This is a genomic window from Nocardioides donggukensis (assembly GCF_014842875.1).
Taxonomy (GTDB): domain Bacteria; phylum Actinomycetota; class Actinomycetes; order Propionibacteriales; family Nocardioidaceae; genus Nocardioides; species Nocardioides donggukensis.
Genome location: NZ_JACYXZ010000002.1, coordinates 548,382 through 562,522 on the forward strand (window position 1 = coordinate 548,382; position 14,141 = coordinate 562,522).

General features: G+C 71.3%; 13 protein-coding genes. 5 read left to right on the forward strand and 8 right to left on the reverse strand.

The window, feature by feature from the left end; genetic code table 11:
- Positions 1–17: 17 nt before the first annotated feature.
- Genes IE331_RS08965 through IE331_RS09000 form a run of 8 tightly spaced genes read right to left on the reverse strand, consistent with a single transcriptional unit; the run spans position 18 to position 8,230 of the window.
- A complete protein-coding gene (locus IE331_RS08965) occupies positions 18–785 on the reverse strand; it encodes a prepilin peptidase (protein ID WP_192142667.1) in 768 nt (255 codons plus the stop codon).
- Positions 786–805: 20 nt separating this feature from the next.
- Positions 806–1,609, reverse strand: a complete 804-nt coding sequence (locus IE331_RS08970) for a shikimate dehydrogenase (RefSeq protein ID WP_192142668.1) — start codon at positions 1,607–1,609, stop codon at positions 806–808.
- A gap of 10 nt (positions 1,610–1,619) precedes the next feature.
- On the reverse strand, positions 1,620–2,822 hold the full coding sequence (mltG, locus tag IE331_RS08975; protein ID WP_192142669.1) for an endolytic transglycosylase MltG: 1,203 nt from the start codon (positions 2,820–2,822) through the stop codon (positions 1,620–1,622).
- Between the two features lie 6 nt (positions 2,823–2,828).
- Entirely contained in the window at positions 2,829–3,302 is a 474-nt protein-coding gene (gene ruvX, locus IE331_RS08980; RefSeq protein WP_192142671.1) for a Holliday junction resolvase RuvX, read from the reverse strand.
- A gap of 3 nt (positions 3,303–3,305) precedes the next feature.
- Positions 3,306–6,011 (reverse strand): alanine--tRNA ligase, encoded by a 2,706-nt coding sequence (gene alaS / locus IE331_RS08985; protein ID WP_192142673.1) that lies wholly within the window; start codon positions 6,009–6,011, stop codon positions 3,306–3,308.
- On the reverse strand, positions 6,011–6,358 hold the full coding sequence (locus IE331_RS08990) for a DUF6167 family protein (protein WP_192142674.1): 348 nt from the start codon (positions 6,356–6,358) through the stop codon (positions 6,011–6,013). The genes alaS and IE331_RS08990 overlap by 1 nt, the downstream gene beginning before the upstream one ends.
- A complete protein-coding gene (locus IE331_RS08995) occupies positions 6,358–6,867 on the reverse strand; it encodes a hypothetical protein (RefSeq protein ID WP_192142675.1) in 510 nt (169 codons plus the stop codon). Before IE331_RS08995 ends, IE331_RS08990 begins: the two co-directional genes overlap by 1 nt.
- A gap of 10 nt (positions 6,868–6,877) precedes the next feature.
- Entirely contained in the window at positions 6,878–8,230 is a 1,353-nt protein-coding gene (locus tag IE331_RS09000) for a replication-associated recombination protein A (protein ID WP_318646798.1), read from the reverse strand.
- Between the two features lie 187 nt (positions 8,231–8,417).
- On the opposite strand from IE331_RS09000, the gene IE331_RS09005 reads away from it, so the two are divergent.
- The 5 genes from IE331_RS09005 to IE331_RS09025 all read left to right on the forward strand — a co-directional run bounded on the left by IE331_RS09005 (position 8,418) and on the right by IE331_RS09025 (position 14,085).
- A complete protein-coding gene (locus tag IE331_RS09005; RefSeq protein WP_201931492.1) occupies positions 8,418–10,007 on the forward strand; it encodes a peptide ABC transporter substrate-binding protein in 1,590 nt (529 codons plus the stop codon).
- Positions 10,008–10,104: 97 nt separating this feature from the next.
- On the forward strand, positions 10,105–11,115 hold the full coding sequence (locus IE331_RS09010) for an ABC transporter permease (protein WP_192142676.1): 1,011 nt from the start codon (positions 10,105–10,107) through the stop codon (positions 11,113–11,115).
- Positions 11,108–12,028, forward strand: coding sequence for an ABC transporter permease (locus IE331_RS09015; RefSeq protein WP_192142677.1), 921 nt, complete (start codon positions 11,108–11,110; stop codon positions 12,026–12,028). Before IE331_RS09010 ends, IE331_RS09015 begins: the two co-directional genes overlap by 8 nt.
- A 7-nt stretch (positions 12,029–12,035) precedes the next feature.
- Positions 12,036–13,082: an ABC transporter ATP-binding protein gene (locus tag IE331_RS09020; protein WP_192142678.1), complete on the forward strand. Its 1,047-nt coding sequence runs from the start codon at positions 12,036–12,038 to the stop codon at positions 13,080–13,082.
- Entirely contained in the window at positions 13,027–14,085 is a 1,059-nt protein-coding gene (locus tag IE331_RS09025; protein ID WP_404821745.1) for an ABC transporter ATP-binding protein, read from the forward strand. The genes IE331_RS09020 and IE331_RS09025 overlap by 56 nt, the downstream gene beginning before the upstream one ends.
- Positions 14,086–14,141 lie beyond the last annotated feature (56 nt).

Below are 14,141 nucleotides of genomic sequence, written 5' to 3' on the forward strand. Positions count from 1 at the left end.
CCCGGTACGGCGCGCGGTCAGGCCCGTCTCGCGGCGAGATACTCGCCGATCTCCGGGCCCCACACGATGCCGACGAGGGCACCGATCAGCATGAACGGACCGAACGGGAAGTTCCGGTCCTTGGTGATCCGCAGCAGGCGCAACGGGATCCAGCCGACGCTCCCGAGCAGGAACCCGGAGTAGAGGCCGACCAGCGCCTCGGACCAGCCGAGGTAGCCCAGCGCGATCCCGAGGATGCCCGAGAGCCGGACGTCGCCGTAGCCCATGCCGGGGGTGAAGCGCCACAGCAGCCAGAACACCAGTCCGAACACGAGCCACCCGAGCGCCGCCCGGCCCAGGTCGTCGAGGTCGCCGGTGACGGCGGCGCACAGCAGCACCAGCGCCGCCACCACGCCGTACGTCGGGGCGATGACCTTCGTCGGCAGCAGCCGGACCCGGCTGTCCACGTAGCCCAGCGCGAGCCCGATCGGCACCAGCACCAGCAGGTAGGTCAGCGGCCAGATCCAGCCGGTCGCGGCGCCGATCACGCCGCCGACCAGCGCCCCGCCGACCGCCGAGCGCTGCGCCAGTCCCGGCGCCGCGGCCAGCTCGACGTACGACGGCCTCGGCTCCTCCTCGTGGGCCGCCGGATCCGGACCTGCCGGCCCTGCAGGCCCGGCAGGCACCGCCACCGGCTCCGGGATCCGGGCCACCAGCCGCGGCACGAGCCAGCCACCGAGAGCGCCGACGACGGCACACACGGCAGCGGTGTCCGCGTGCCATCCTCCACCGAGCAGCCAGTCCATGGCCGGAACCCTAGTGCGACTCAGCGCTCGCGCAGGGCGGTTTCGCCGGCCTCGCGCATGGCCGACAGCGGAGCCGACCGTCCGGTGAACGCCTCGAACTGCAGGGCCGCCTGGTGCACGAGCAGGTCCAGGCCCCCGACGAGGATGCGACCGGGGCCCACGGAGTCGGCCAGCGGCGTGGGCCACGGGTCGTAGAGCGCCTCGAAGACGAGCGGGACCTCCCGGCAGCGGGCCACCAGGTCCGGCCCCTGGGCGGCGGCCGGGATCGTGGAGACCACGGCGTCACCGGTCACGGGGCCCGAGGCCAGGTCCGCCACCGAGACCTCCGGGTGGGCCGGGTGCGACCTCAGCGCGACAAGGGTCGGCTCCGCCCGGTCCGGCGACCGGACCAGGAGCCGCAGTCGCGTCGCGCCGAGCTCGACCAGCGCCAGGCCGAGGGAGGTCGCCGTGGCGCCGCCGCCCAGCACGGTCGCCGACGTCACCGAGGAGACGCCGCGCTCGCGGACCGCCGCGACGGCGCCGGGGATGTCGGTGTTGTCGGCCAGCACTCCCCCACCGGCGAGCACCAGCGTGTTGGCCGCCCCGGCCAGGCGGGCCCGGTCGGTCACGGTCGTCGCGATCCCGGCGGCCTCGCGCTTCAGCGGCATCGTCAGGGACAGCCCCCGCCAGCTGGCGTCCAGGCCGGCGAGGAAGCCGGGCAGTCCGCCGGCGACCACGCGGTGCGCCTCGTAGGTCCAGTCCAGGCCCTCCTCGGCGTACCCCGCCCGGTGCAGGACCGGCGACAGGGAGTGCCCGATCGGGTCTCCCAGGACCGCGCACCTCACGCCCGGGGCCTCAGCACGCGTCGGAGGTCTGGCAGTACTCCTGGAACTCGGCCTTGTACTCCAGGAACTGGTCGTAGTCCTCGGCGAACTTGGTCTCCCCCGTCTTCAGGTTGACCGTCACGTAGAAGAACCAGTCCCCCTCGGCCGGGTTGGCCGCCGCCTCGAGCGCGGCCAGGCCCGGGGCCTCGATCGGCCCGGGAGGCAGACCGGGGTACCTGCGGGTGTTGTACTCCGAGTCGACGTCGAGGTCCTCCTGGCTGATGGCGACGCCGAGGTTGCGACCCAGGGCGTAGTTGACCGTCGCGTCGATCTCGAGCTTCCCGTAGGTCGGCTCGCCCTTGGTCTCCAGCCGGTTGTAGATCACCCGGGCGATCTTCGGCATGTCGTCGCCGCGCCCCTCCGCCTCGACCAGCGAGGCGATCGTCACCAGTTCCTCCGGCTCGTAGCCCAGCTCGTCGGCGGCCTCGACGATCCCGGCCTCGTCGGCCGCCTGCTTCCAGCGATCGACCATGGTGCGCAGGATCGAGGTCGGGTCGTCGTTCGGCTTGAACATGTACGTCGCCGGGAACAGGTAGCCCTCGGCCTCGCCGCCGGCGTACTTCGGCAGCCCGAGCTTGCCGGGCTCGTCGAGCGCCTTCTCGTAGCGGGCCTTGCCGAAGTCGGTGTTCTTGGCCAGCAGCTCGACGATGTCGACCACGCGCAGCCCCTCGGGGATGGTCACCGCGCTCTGCAGCAGGTTGGCCGGGTCGACCAGCACCGACAGGGCGTCGTTCGCGCGCATCTCCGACTGCACCTCGTAGAAGCCCACCTGGATCCTGCCGGCCTCGTCGGAGCGGGCGTTGGCGGCGGCGGTGAAGGCGTCGACGGAGGCGACCACACCCTTCTCCTTGAGCATCCGCCCGATGTCGGCGGCGGTGTCGCCCTGCTCGACCTCGACGGTGACCGAGCCGGAGCCGGGGCCCGGGAAGTCCTCCGGGTCGGCGAACTGGTCCCGCACGTAGTCGACCCCCTTGGTCAGCGCGATCCAGCTGCCGCCGACCAGCATCGCCACGATCAGCAGCGGGATCAGGCAGCCGGCCACGCCCTTGGCGCGACGGCCGCGCCTGCTGCGCCGTCCGCCGCGGTGGGAGCGCGACTCGCGCGGCTCGGCGAGGCCGATCTCGGCGAGGTCCGCCGGGGGTTCGGTCCCGCGCTCGTGCTCGTGCTCGCTCACTCGTGCTCAGCCCCTTGTCGCGTCTGCCGTCGGGTCCACCAGTTCACCGGGTGCGGTCCCCCGGGTCCGCTCCGTGTCCAGGGCGTGCTGCAGGATCACCACCGCAGCGGCCTGGTCCACGACCGCGCGCCGACGGGTCCCCTTGCGGCCGCGCTCGCGCAGCTGGGACTCGGCGGTGATCGTGGTCAAGCGTTCATCACACAGCCTGACCGGCAGCGGGGCAAGTCCGCGCGCCAGCTCGACGGCGAACTCGCGGGCCAGCGCGGCGGCGGGTCCCTCGCGTCCGGACAGCGACCGGGGCAGGCCCACGACGACCTCCACCGCGCCCTCCTCCTCCACGATCCGGGCCAGCCGGGCCAGGTCCCCGGCCCCGCGGGCCACGGTCTCCACGGGCGTCGCGATCAGGCCCGAGGGGTCGCTGCGGGCGACCCCGATCCGCGCCTGTCCGGGGTCGATCCCGAGCCGTACGCCGGGGCGCACCGCTCAGGCCTGCCCGGCGGCGCGCGCCACCTCGGTCTCGACGAGCGCCAGCGCCTCGTCGATGCGGGAGCTGTCACTGCCGCCGCCCTGCGCCACGTCGTCCTTGCCGCCGCCCTTCCCGCCCAGGAGCGGTCCGACCGCCCGGATCAGCGCGTTGGCGCTCACCCCGCGGGCCCGGCCCTCGTCGTTGACGGCGGCGACCGCCGCGACCTTGCCGGACGCGGCGCCGATGATCACCACGGCGCCGGGCCGGCCGACCGGGAGCCGGCTGCGGACGTCGAGGGCGAGGGTGCGCACGTCGCCGGCCCCGGCGCCGTCGGCACGGTGGGCCACCAGGCTCACCCCGGCGACGTCCCGGGCGCCCTCGGCGAGCGACGAGCCGGCGGCCAGGAGCTGGCCGACGCGCACCTTCTCGATCTCCTTCTCGGCCGCGCGGAGCCGCTCCACGATGTCGTTGACCCGCTCCGGCAGCTGCTCCGGGCGCACCTTGAGCGCCTCGGACAGCTGCGCCACGAGCACGTGCTCGCGGGCCAGGAAGCGGTAGGCGTCGCCGCCGACGAGGGCCTCGACCCGGCGCACCCCGGACCCGATGGAGGACTCGCCGAGCAGCTTGATCACGCCGAGCTGGCCCGAGCGCCCGGCGTGGGTGCCGCCGCACAGCTCGCGGGCCCAGTCGCCGACGGAGATCACCCGCACCTCGTCGCCGTACTTCTCGCCGAACAGGGCCATCGCACCCGAGGCCACCGCCTCGGCCTGGGTCATCAGCTCGGCCTCGACCTCCAGGTCGGCCAGGACCAGGTCGTTGACCCGGGCCTCGACGTCGGCCATCACCGAGCCGGGCACCGCGCCGGAGGCGGAGAAGTCGAACCGGAACCGGCCCGGGGAGTTCTCCGAGCCGGCCTGGGTCGCGGTGTCGCCCAGCGCCTCGCGGAAGGCCTTGTGCACCATGTGGGTGGCCGTGTGCGAGCGCGAGATGGAGCGTCGCCGCTCGGTGTCCACGAGCAGCTGCGCCTCGTCGCCGAGCCCGACCTCGCCGGCCAGGACCCGGGCCCGGTGGACGATGACGCCGGTGATCGGCGACTGGACGTCGGTGACCTCGACCCGGGCACCGTTGGCCAGCTCGATCACGCCCTGGTCGGCCAGCTGCCCGCCGCCCTCGGCGTAGAACGGGGTGCGGTCCAGGACCAGCTCGACCTCGTCGCCCTCGCGCGCCGACCCCACGGAGCCGCCCTCCGACACGATCCCGCGGACCCGGCCCTCGGAGACCACCTCCTGGTAGCCGGTGAACTCCACCGGCCGGCCGAGCGCGTCGGCGACCTCGCGGTAGGCGCGGGCGTCGACGTGCTGGCCCTTCTTCGCCCTGGCGTCGGCCTTGGCCCGGTCCCGCTGCTCGGTCATCAGCCGGCGGAAGCCGGCCTCGTCGACGGAGAGCCCCTGCTCGGCGGCCATCTCCAGGGTCAGGTCGATCGGGAAGCCGTAGGTGTCGTGGAGCGCGAAGGCCTTGTCGCCGGAGAGCTGGCCGCCCCCGCCGCGCTTCACCGCGGTGGTGGCGAGGTCGAAGATCTGGGTGCCGGCCCGCAGCGTGGCGCGGAAGGCCTCCTCCTCGGCGTACGCCACGGTGGAGATGCGCTCCCAGTCGCGGTGCAGCTCGGTGTAGGTCTCGGCCATCCGGTCCCGACTGACCGGCAGCAGCTCCGGGAGCGCCGGGTCCTCGTAGCCGAGCAGGCGCATGGAGCGCACCGCCCGCCGCAGCAGTCGGCGCAGCACGTAGCCGCGCCCGTCGTTGCCCGGGGTGACCCCGTCGCCGATGAGCATCATCGAGGAGCGGACGTGGTCGGCGACGACCCGGAGCCGGACGTCGTCCTCGTGCGCCGCGCCGTAGCGGCGGCCGCTGAGCTGCTCGGCACGCTCGATGACCGGGTACATCACGTCGATCTCGTACATGTTCTCGACGCCCTGCATGAGGAAGGCGACCCGCTCCAGGCCCATGCCGGTGTCGATGTTCTTCTTCGGCAGGGGGCCGACGATGTCGAAGTCCTCCTTCGACCGCACCGCGCTGAGCTCCTCCTGCATGAACACCAGGTTCCAGATCTCGAGGTAGCGGTCCTCGATCTCGGTCGGCATCGAGGTCCGGGTCGTGGTCGCGAAGTCGCCGTCCGGGCCGTACTCCGGGCCGCGGTCATAGAGGATCTCCGAGCACGGGCCGCCGGGACCGGGCACGCCCATCGACCAGTAGTTCTCCTTGGGCCCGAGCTTGACGATCCGCTCGGCGGGCAGCCCGGTGACCTTCATCCAGAGTCGCAGCGCCTCGTCGTCGCCCTGCAGGATCGAGGGCCACAGCCGGCTCTCCTCGAGCCCCCAGCCGCCGTCGGCGACCGGCTTGGTGACCAGGTCCCAGGCGAGCTCGATGGCGCCCTCCTTGAAGTAGTCCCCGAAGGAGAAGTTGCCGCACATCTCGAAGAAGGTGCCGTGCCGCGTGGTCTTGCCGACGTCCTCGATGTCGGGGGTGCGCACGCACTTCTGCACGCTGACCGCGCGGGGGTACGGCGGCGCCTCCTGACCGAGGAAGTACGGCTTGAACGGGACCATGCCGGCATTCACGAAGAGCAGGTTGGGGTCGTCGAGCAGCAGCGACGCCGAGGGCACGGCCCGGTGGCCCTGCCCCTCGAAGTGCGACACGAACCGGCGGCGTATCTCCGCGGTGTCCATCAGCTGGGGCCTTCCTCGTGCGGGGTCTGCTCGTCAGGGGGCTGCTCGGGTGGGGCGTCCAGGCGCCGGTGCCGGCCGCCCCCTGTGGGGGCCGTGGTCGGGGCCGGGGTCGGGGTGGTGAGCTCCGGGGGGCCGGTCCGGGCCAGGCCGAGACGTTCCCGGAGCTCGGCCTCCTTCTCGGCACGGCCCCGGCCCACCTCGTCGGCGAGCAGCCGGGCCCCCAGGGCCAGCCCGCCCGCCCGGTCCCGCAGCCCGTCGGGGGTGAACGTGTCGCGGAGCCGCCGGGCCCGGTTCATGGCGTAGACCGCCGCGCCGGCACCGGCGGCGAACCAGAAAGTCCGCGGCATCAGGCGACCTCCTCGGCACGCTGGCGCGCCTGCCGCTCGCGACGCAGGCTCCGGAGCTGGTCGCGCCGGTCGCGGCGGGCCCGCTTGACCTCGCGACGCATCTCGAACCGGATCCGGTTGCGGGTCTCGGGCCGCATCGCGAGGCGTACGCCGTGGGCGAGGGCGGCGGCCTTCACGACCGACTCCCGCAGCACGATGTCGGCGAAGAGCCGGCCCTCGATCCGCCCGTCACCCGGCGGCAGCGGGTCCGCAGGACCCTGCTCGCCGACCCGGGTGATGAGGTACTCCGGCTCCGGCCCGGGCCGGTCCCGTGCGGCGACCAGCTCGGCGAGGGCGTCGACCCTGGCCCGCAGGTCGGCGGACTCGGCGCGACTGCGATCGGCCTCCGCCCGGACCCGGTCCCGGTCCCGGCGCGACCTCGCCAGCAGCAGGAGAAGGAGTCCGCACAGGGCGGCCAGCGCGACCGCGAGGGTCAGCGCAGCCGGCACGAAGAGGTCCTGACCCACCATGGCGGCGACCCTATCGCGCACCCCGGATCAGTCGTCGTACCCGTTCCCAGCGGTCCTTGACCGCCGCCTCGGCGCCCCGGTCGGTGGGCCGGTAGTAGCGCTGGTCGGTGACGACGTCGGGGGCGTACTGCTGCTCGGCGATCCCGAACGGCTCGTCGTGGGAGTAGCGGTAGGTCGCGCCGTGCCCGAGCTTCTTCGCCCCTCCGTAGTGGGCGTCCCGCAGGTGCGCCGGCACCGGCCCGACCTTGCCCGCGCGTACGTCGGCGCTCGCCGCCCCGATCGCGGTGGTGACCGCGTTCGACTTCGGGGCCACGGCCAGGGCGATCGTGGCCTGGGCGAGGTTGAGCTGCGCCTCGGGCAGCCCGATCAGCTGCACCGCCTGGGCCGCCGCCACCGCCGTCGGCAGGGCGGCCGGGTCGGCGAGCCCGATGTCCTCGCTGGCGGAGATCACCAGTCTCCGGGCGATGAACCGCGGGTCCTCACCGGCCTCGATCATCCGCGCCAGGTAGTGCAGTGCGGCGTCGACGTCGGAGCCGCGGATCGACTTGATGAAGGCCGAGGTCACGTCGTAGTGCTGGTCGCCCTGGCGGTCGTAGCGCACCGCGGCCCGGTCGACCGCGGTCTCGGCGGTGGCCAGGTCGATCGTGGCGAGGTCCCGGCTGGTGGCCGCGCCGGCGGCCGCCTCGAGGTAGGTCAGCGCCCGGCGGGCGTCGCCGCCGGCGAGCCGGACCAGGTGCTCGCGGGCGTCCTCGTCGAGACCCACGGACCCGCCCAGGCCGCGCTCCTCGGTGAGCGCACGGGCGATCACCCCCCGCACGTCGTCGTCGGTGAGGGACTCCAGCCGCAGGAGCAGCGACCGGGACAGCAGCGGCGAGATCACCGAGAAGAACGGGTTCTCCGTGGTGGCCGCGACCAGCGTCACCCAGCGGTTCTCCACGCCCGGGAGCAGGGCGTCCTGCTGCGCCTTGCTGAACCGGTGCACCTCGTCGACGAAGAGGACGGTCTCGCGGCCCTCGCCGGCCAGTGTGGCCCGGGCCGCGTCGATCGCGGCCCGCACCTCCTTCACCCCGGCCGAGACCGCCGAGACCTCGACGAAGCGCCGGTCGGTCTGCTGGGAGACGATCGAGGCGATCGTCGTCTTGCCGGTCCCGGGCGGCCCCCAGAGCAACAGCGACATCGAGGCGTCTCCCTCGATGAGCTGCTGCAGCGGCGCCCCGGCCGTGCGGAGCTGCTCCTGGCCGGCCAGCTCGTCCAGGGTGCGGGGTCGCATCCGCACGGCCAGCGGGGCCGAGCTGTGGCTGTTGCCGGCCAGGGAGCCACGGGCTCCCGTGCCGGGGGTCGCACCGAACAGGGCCTCGTCCACGCCGGCCACCCTAGCCGCCGCTGCGGGGTCGAACACCGCCGTGTCTCTGTCCGGTTTCGAGTTGATAACGGGCCTACTCAGGTCGGGTGCTGCGGTGTAAGAGTGTGCTCCGGGCGGAGGTCTGTCCGTCGTCCGCGTCATTCGGGCGCGTCAATCTGGAGGAGAATTTATGCGTAGGACCGCAAGGTTGAAGGCGGTAGCAGCAGTTGCCGCCGTCGGCATGCTGGCTGCGGCGTGTGGCGGAGGGGGTGACTCGGACAGCGACAGCGGGAGCGGCGGCGAAGCCGGCGGCGACCTGCGCATCTACAGCTCCGAGCCGGCCTTCCTGGTGCCGACCGCGGCGAACGACGAGCCGTCGATCCTGGTGCTTCGCCAGCTGTACCGCGGCCTGGTGAAGTACAACGCCGACTCGGGCGCTCCCGAGCTGGACCTGGCCGAGTCGATCGAGTCCGACGACAACAAGCTGTGGACCATCAAGGTCAAGGAGGGCTACACGTTCTCCAACGGCGAGGACGTCAACGCCGACGCGTTCCTGCGTGCCTGGAACTACGCGGGCAACCTGAAGAACGCGCAGAACAACTCCTACTTCTTCAACCGGTTCGCCGGCTTCGACGACATGCAGTCCGAGGACGTCAAGAAGGACACGACGTTCTCCGGCCTGGAGAAGGTCGACGACTACACCTTCACCGTCGAGCTCGCCGACCCGTTCTCCGGCTTCGAGGCGATCCTCGGGTACTCCGGCTTCTTCCCGGTCGCCCAGGAGTGCCTGGACGACTTCGAGGCCTGCAACGAGGCGCCGATCGGCAACGGTCCGTACAAGATGCAGGGCGAGTGGGAGCACAACGTCCAGATCACCCTCGAGCGCAACGACGACTACGCGGGTGAGGACACCGGCAAGGCCGACACCCTGACCTACAAGATCTTCGACGACCAGAACACCGCGTACGCCGCCTTCGAGGGTGGCGAGCTCGACGTGATGTACAACGTGCCGCCGGAGCAGCTGGGGCAGATCAAGCAGAAGCAGGGCGACCGGATCTACCAGGCGCCGAGCGACAGCTTCACCTACGTCGGTCTCCCGCTCTACGACAAGCAGTTCGACAACGTCGACCTGCGCAAGGCCTTCTCGCTGGCGATCGACCGGCAGGCCATCATCGACGCCATCTTCAGCGGCGCCTACACCCCGGCGACCGGTTTCGTGTCCCCGAACTTCGACGGCTACCGCGAGGACGTGTGCGACGCGTGCACCTACGACCTCGAGCAGGCCAAGGAGCTCTACGAGCAGTCCGGCGGCTACAAGGGCAAGCTGACCCTGTGGGCCAACGCCGGTGCCGGTCACGACGCCTGGCTGCAGGCCGTGGGCGACGCCCTGAAGAGCGCCTTCGGCATCGACTACGAGCTGCGCGTGGACCTCGAGTTCCCGGAGTACCTCGAGCTGGCCGACAACGAGGGCTTCGACGGCCCGTTCCGCCTCGGCTGGGGCCCGGACTACCCGGTGATGGAGACCTACCTGCAGCCGCTGTACGGCTCGGGTGCGTCCTCGAACTCCTCGGGCTACGAGAACCCGGAGTTCGACGCCGCCATCAAGGAGGGCGACCAGGCCGCATCGCTGGAGGAGGCCATCCCCTCCTACCAGGCGGCGGAGGACATGCTGGCGGAGGACCTGCCGGTCATCCCGATGTGGTTCGGACTCACCACGGCCATCTGGAGCGACAACGTGGACGAGTTCAAGTACAACACCATCTCCGACGTGGAGTACGGCCAGATCACGCTGAAGTAGTCTGACCACACACCACAACTGCGTAGCGGCGGGGGTGCTCACTCCGGTGGGCATCTCCGCCGCGGCGCGGCACGGAGAAACCTAGGAGGGCTCCCTCGTGGGAACCTATGTTGTCCGGCGCCTGCTCCAGTTCATCCCCACCACACTGGGCGCCATCTTCCTGCTGCACTACCTCACGTCGCTCGGCATCCAGCTGACCGGCAACCCCGCCCGCGCCCTCTTCGGCGACCGTCGCCCCAGCGAGGCCCAGCTCGGCGCCCTCACCGAGGCGCTCGGGCTGGCCGACCCGTGCCTGACCCGCACCGGCGACCCGTGCGTCGGCCTCTACTTCGATCGGCTCCAGAAGATCTTTCTGCAGTTCGACTTCGGCATCAACTTCAACCGGCGCCCGGTCACCGACATCGTCGCCGACGCGCTGCCCTACACGTTCAAGCTGGTCGTCATCGCGATCATCTTCCAGGCCGTCGTCGGCATCACGGCCGGTGTGCTCGCCGGGCTCCGCGCCGGTGGCTTCTTCGACTACTTCGTGAAGGTCAGCACCGTGCTGCTGATCTCGGTGCCGGTCTTCGTGCTCGGCTTCGTGGTCCGCGACATCATCAACGTCAACGTCGGCAACAAGCTCCGGGAGGCGGGCACCCTGCCCGACTGGTTCACCTTCGGGGTGATGAGCCCGGTCTACAAGCCGGACTACCCGATCGCCAGCCTCGTGGTGCCCGGTCTGGTGCTCGGCGCGCTGTCCCTCGCGACCACCGCCCGCCTCACCCGCACCAGCATCCTGGAGAACGTCCGCTCCGACTACGTGCGCACCGCCCGCGCCAAGGGCCTGGCCCCCAAGCGGGTCATCGGCGTGCACACCCTGCGCAACTCCCTGATCCCCGTGATCACCTACCTCGGCGTCGACTTCGGTGGCCTGATGGGTGGCGCGGTCGTGACCGAGGGGATCTTCGGGGTGCCGGGCATCGGCCGGGAGATCTTCCGCGCGACGATCTCCAAGGAGCCGTCCGTGGTGCTGGGCATCGTGACCCTGCTCGTGCTGGTGTTCCTGATCGTCAACCTGATCGTGGACGTCCTGTACGCCGTACTCGACCCGAGGATCCGCTATGACTGACCCGTCCCTCGCCACCTCCGTCGAGCCCGGGGTGGGTGTGGCCTCCGGTGGGCCCGCCGCCGGCAAGCCGTCCAGCCTGTGGGGCGACGCCCGCAAGCGGCTGATGCGCAGCCCGGTCTTCATCGGCTCGGTGCTCTACCTGCTGGTCGTCACGTCGATGGCGCTGTTCCCGCGGCTCTGGACCAGCCAGACCCCGGACACCTGCAACATCAGGAACTCCCGGAACTCCCCGGAGCTCTGGGACCACCCGTTCGGCTTCAACCTGCTCGGGTGCGACTACTACGCGCACGCGATCTACGGCGCCCGGCCCTCGCTGGCCATCGCCGTGCTCGCCACCGCCTCGGTCGTGGTGATCGGCGGCCTGCTCGGCCTGCTGTCCGGCTTCTTCGGCGGCTGGCTGGACGCGATCCTGTCCCGGATCACCGACATCTTCCTGTCGCTGCCGTTCCTCCTGGGCGCGCTGGTGCTGCTGGCGATCGTCAGCAAGCGCAACATCCTGACGATCTCGCTGGCGCTGATCGTGCTCGGCTGGACGGTGATCGCCCGGATCATGCGGGGCAGCGTGCTCGAGGCCAAGAACCTCGACTACGTCCATGCCGCGCGGGCACTCGGCGCCTCGAACGGCCGGATCATGCTCAAGCACATCCTGCCCAACGCGGTGGCCCCGGTCGTCGTCTACGCGACGATCCTGCTCGGCGGCTTCGTGGCGGCCGAGGCGACGCTGACCTTCCTCGGCGTCGGGCTGCAACCACCGGCAGCCTCGTGGGGCGTGATGATCGCGATGCACCAGATCTACTTCGCCCAGCAGCCGTGGCTGCTGTTGTTCCCCGTCGGGCTGCTCGTCGGCACGGTGCTCTCGTTCATCCTCGCCGGTGACGTGCTCCGCGACGCGCTCGACCCGAAGCTGCAGTGAGGACCCGATGAACCAGACAACCGACACCCTCACCGCCGGGGACGGCGGCTCGTCCGGCACCCCCGCCGGCGGTCCACCGCTGGCGGTGAAGGACCTCCACGTGGAGTTCCGCACCCGCGCCGGCATCGCCCAGGTCGTCAACGGCGTGAACTTCCACGTGGAGGCCGGCGAGACCCTGGCCATCCTCGGGGAGTCCGGCTGCGGCAAGAGCGTGACCGCCCAGGCGATCATGGGGATCCTCGACACTCCCCCGGCGGCGATCACCGGCGGCGAGATCCTCTACCACGGCACCGACCTGCTGAAGCTCTCCGAGGTCAAGCGTCGCGAGGTCCGCGCCAACCAGATCGCGATGATCTTCCAGGACGCCCTCTCGGCCCTGAACCCGGTCTTCACGGTGGGCTTCCAGCTCGCCGAGCTGTTCCGGGTGCACCGGGGGATGTCCCGCAAGGACGCCAAGGCCAAGGCGGTCGAGCTGCTCGACCTGGTGAAGATCCCGGCGGCCCGGCAGCGGGTCACCGACTACCCGCACCAGTTCTCGGGCGGCATGCGGCAGCGGGTCATGATCGCGATGGCGCTGGCGCTGGACCCCGACGTGCTGATCGCCGACGAGCCGACCACCGCGCTCGACGTGACCGTCCAGGCGCAGATCATGAAGCTGCTCGCCGAGCTCAAGGACGAGCGCAACATGGGCCTGATCCTGATCACCCACGACATGGGTGTGGTCGCCGACGTCGCGGACCGGATCTCGGTCATGTACGCCGGCCGGATCGTGGAGCGGGCCAACGTGCACGACATCTACGCCAAGCCGTCCCACCCCTACACCAAGGCGCTGCTGCAGGCGATCCCCCGCCTGGACCAGAAGGGTGAGGACCTGTCGGTGATCAAGGGGCTCCCCCCGCTGCTCACCGACATCCCGCCGGGCTGTGCGTTCCACCCCCGGTGCACGTTCGCCCAGGACACCTGCAAGACGGGCGAGGCGCCGCCGGAGTACGCGGTGAATGCCAGCCATGACAGTGCCTGCCACTTCTGGAAGGACGTGCGTGGAGATGACTGACGTCGTACTCGAGACCTCCGGGCTGGTGAAGCACTTCCCGCTCACCAGCGGGATCGTGTTCAAGCGCAAGGTCGGCGCCGTGCAGGCCGTCGACGGGGTGAACCTCACCCTGAACCGCCGCGAGACGCTGGGCGTCGTCGGCGAGTCCGGCTGCGGCAAGTCGACGCTGGCCAAGCTGCTGGTCGGCCTGGAGCGACCCAGCGCCGGCTCGATCACGGTCAACGGCACCGACCTGTCGGACCTGTCCAACGAGGAGCTGCGCCGCAGCCGGCGGGACATCCAGCTGGTGATGCAGGACCCGTACACCTCGCTGAACCCGCGGATGACGGTCGGCGACATCATCGGCGAGCCGTTCGACATCCACACCGACGTGGTGCCGAAGAACGAGCGGCAGGGCAAGGTCCGCGAGCTGATCGACCTGGTCGGCCTGAACCCCGACCACATCAACCGCTACCCGCACCAGTTCTCGGGCGGTCAGCGGCAGCGGATCGGGATCGCCCGTGCCTTGGCGCTGCGCCCGAAGATCATCGTCTGCGACGAGCCGGTCAGCGCGCTCGACGTCTCGGTGCAGGCGCAGGTCATGAACCTGCTCGACCAGCTGCAGAAGGAGCTGGACCTCTCCTACGTGTTCATCGCCCACGACCTCTCGGTGGTGCGGCACATCGCGGACCGCGTGGCCGTGATGTATCTCGGCAAGGTGGTCGAGGTCGGGACGCACACCGAGATCTACGAGCACCCGACGCACCCGTACACGCAGGCGCTGCTGTCCGCGGTGCCGGTGCCGGACCCGACCCTGCGCGGCATGCGGGACGAGATCGTGCTCGAGGGCGACGTGCCGTCCCCGGCCGACCCGCCGTCGGGGTGCCGGTTCCGGACCCGCTGCTGGAAGGCGCAGGACATCTGCGCCACCGACGAGCCGGCGCTGGAGAACCGCGCCGAGCGGCCGCACCTGAGCGCCTGCCACTTCGCCGAGGAGCGCGACGTCATCCACGCCGCGACCTGAGCCGGACACCGGACCAGGACGACGAAGCGCCCCGCACCGATCGGTGCGGGGCGCTT

Coding starts and splice junctions, on each gene's coding strand:
- IE331_RS09025 (WP_404821745.1), top strand. CDS start 13,027: ATGCCAGCCATGACAGTGCCTGCCACTTCTGGAAGGACGTGCGTGGAG.
- alaS (WP_192142673.1), bottom strand. CDS start 6,011: ATGGACACCGCGGAGATACGCCGCCGGTTCGTGTCGCACTTCGAGGGG.
- IE331_RS09020 (WP_192142678.1), top strand. CDS start 12,036: ATGAACCAGACAACCGACACCCTCACCGCCGGGGACGGCGGCTCGTCC.
- IE331_RS08995 (WP_192142675.1), bottom strand. CDS start 6,867: ATGGTGGGTCAGGACCTCTTCGTGCCGGCTGCGCTGACCCTCGCGGTC.
- IE331_RS08965 (WP_192142667.1), bottom strand. CDS start 785: ATGGACTGGCTGCTCGGTGGAGGATGGCACGCGGACACCGCTGCCGTG.
- IE331_RS09015 (WP_192142677.1), top strand. CDS start 11,108: ATGACTGACCCGTCCCTCGCCACCTCCGTCGAGCCCGGGGTGGGTGTG.
- IE331_RS08990 (WP_192142674.1), bottom strand. CDS start 6,358: ATGCCGCGGACTTTCTGGTTCGCCGCCGGTGCCGGCGCGGCGGTCTAC.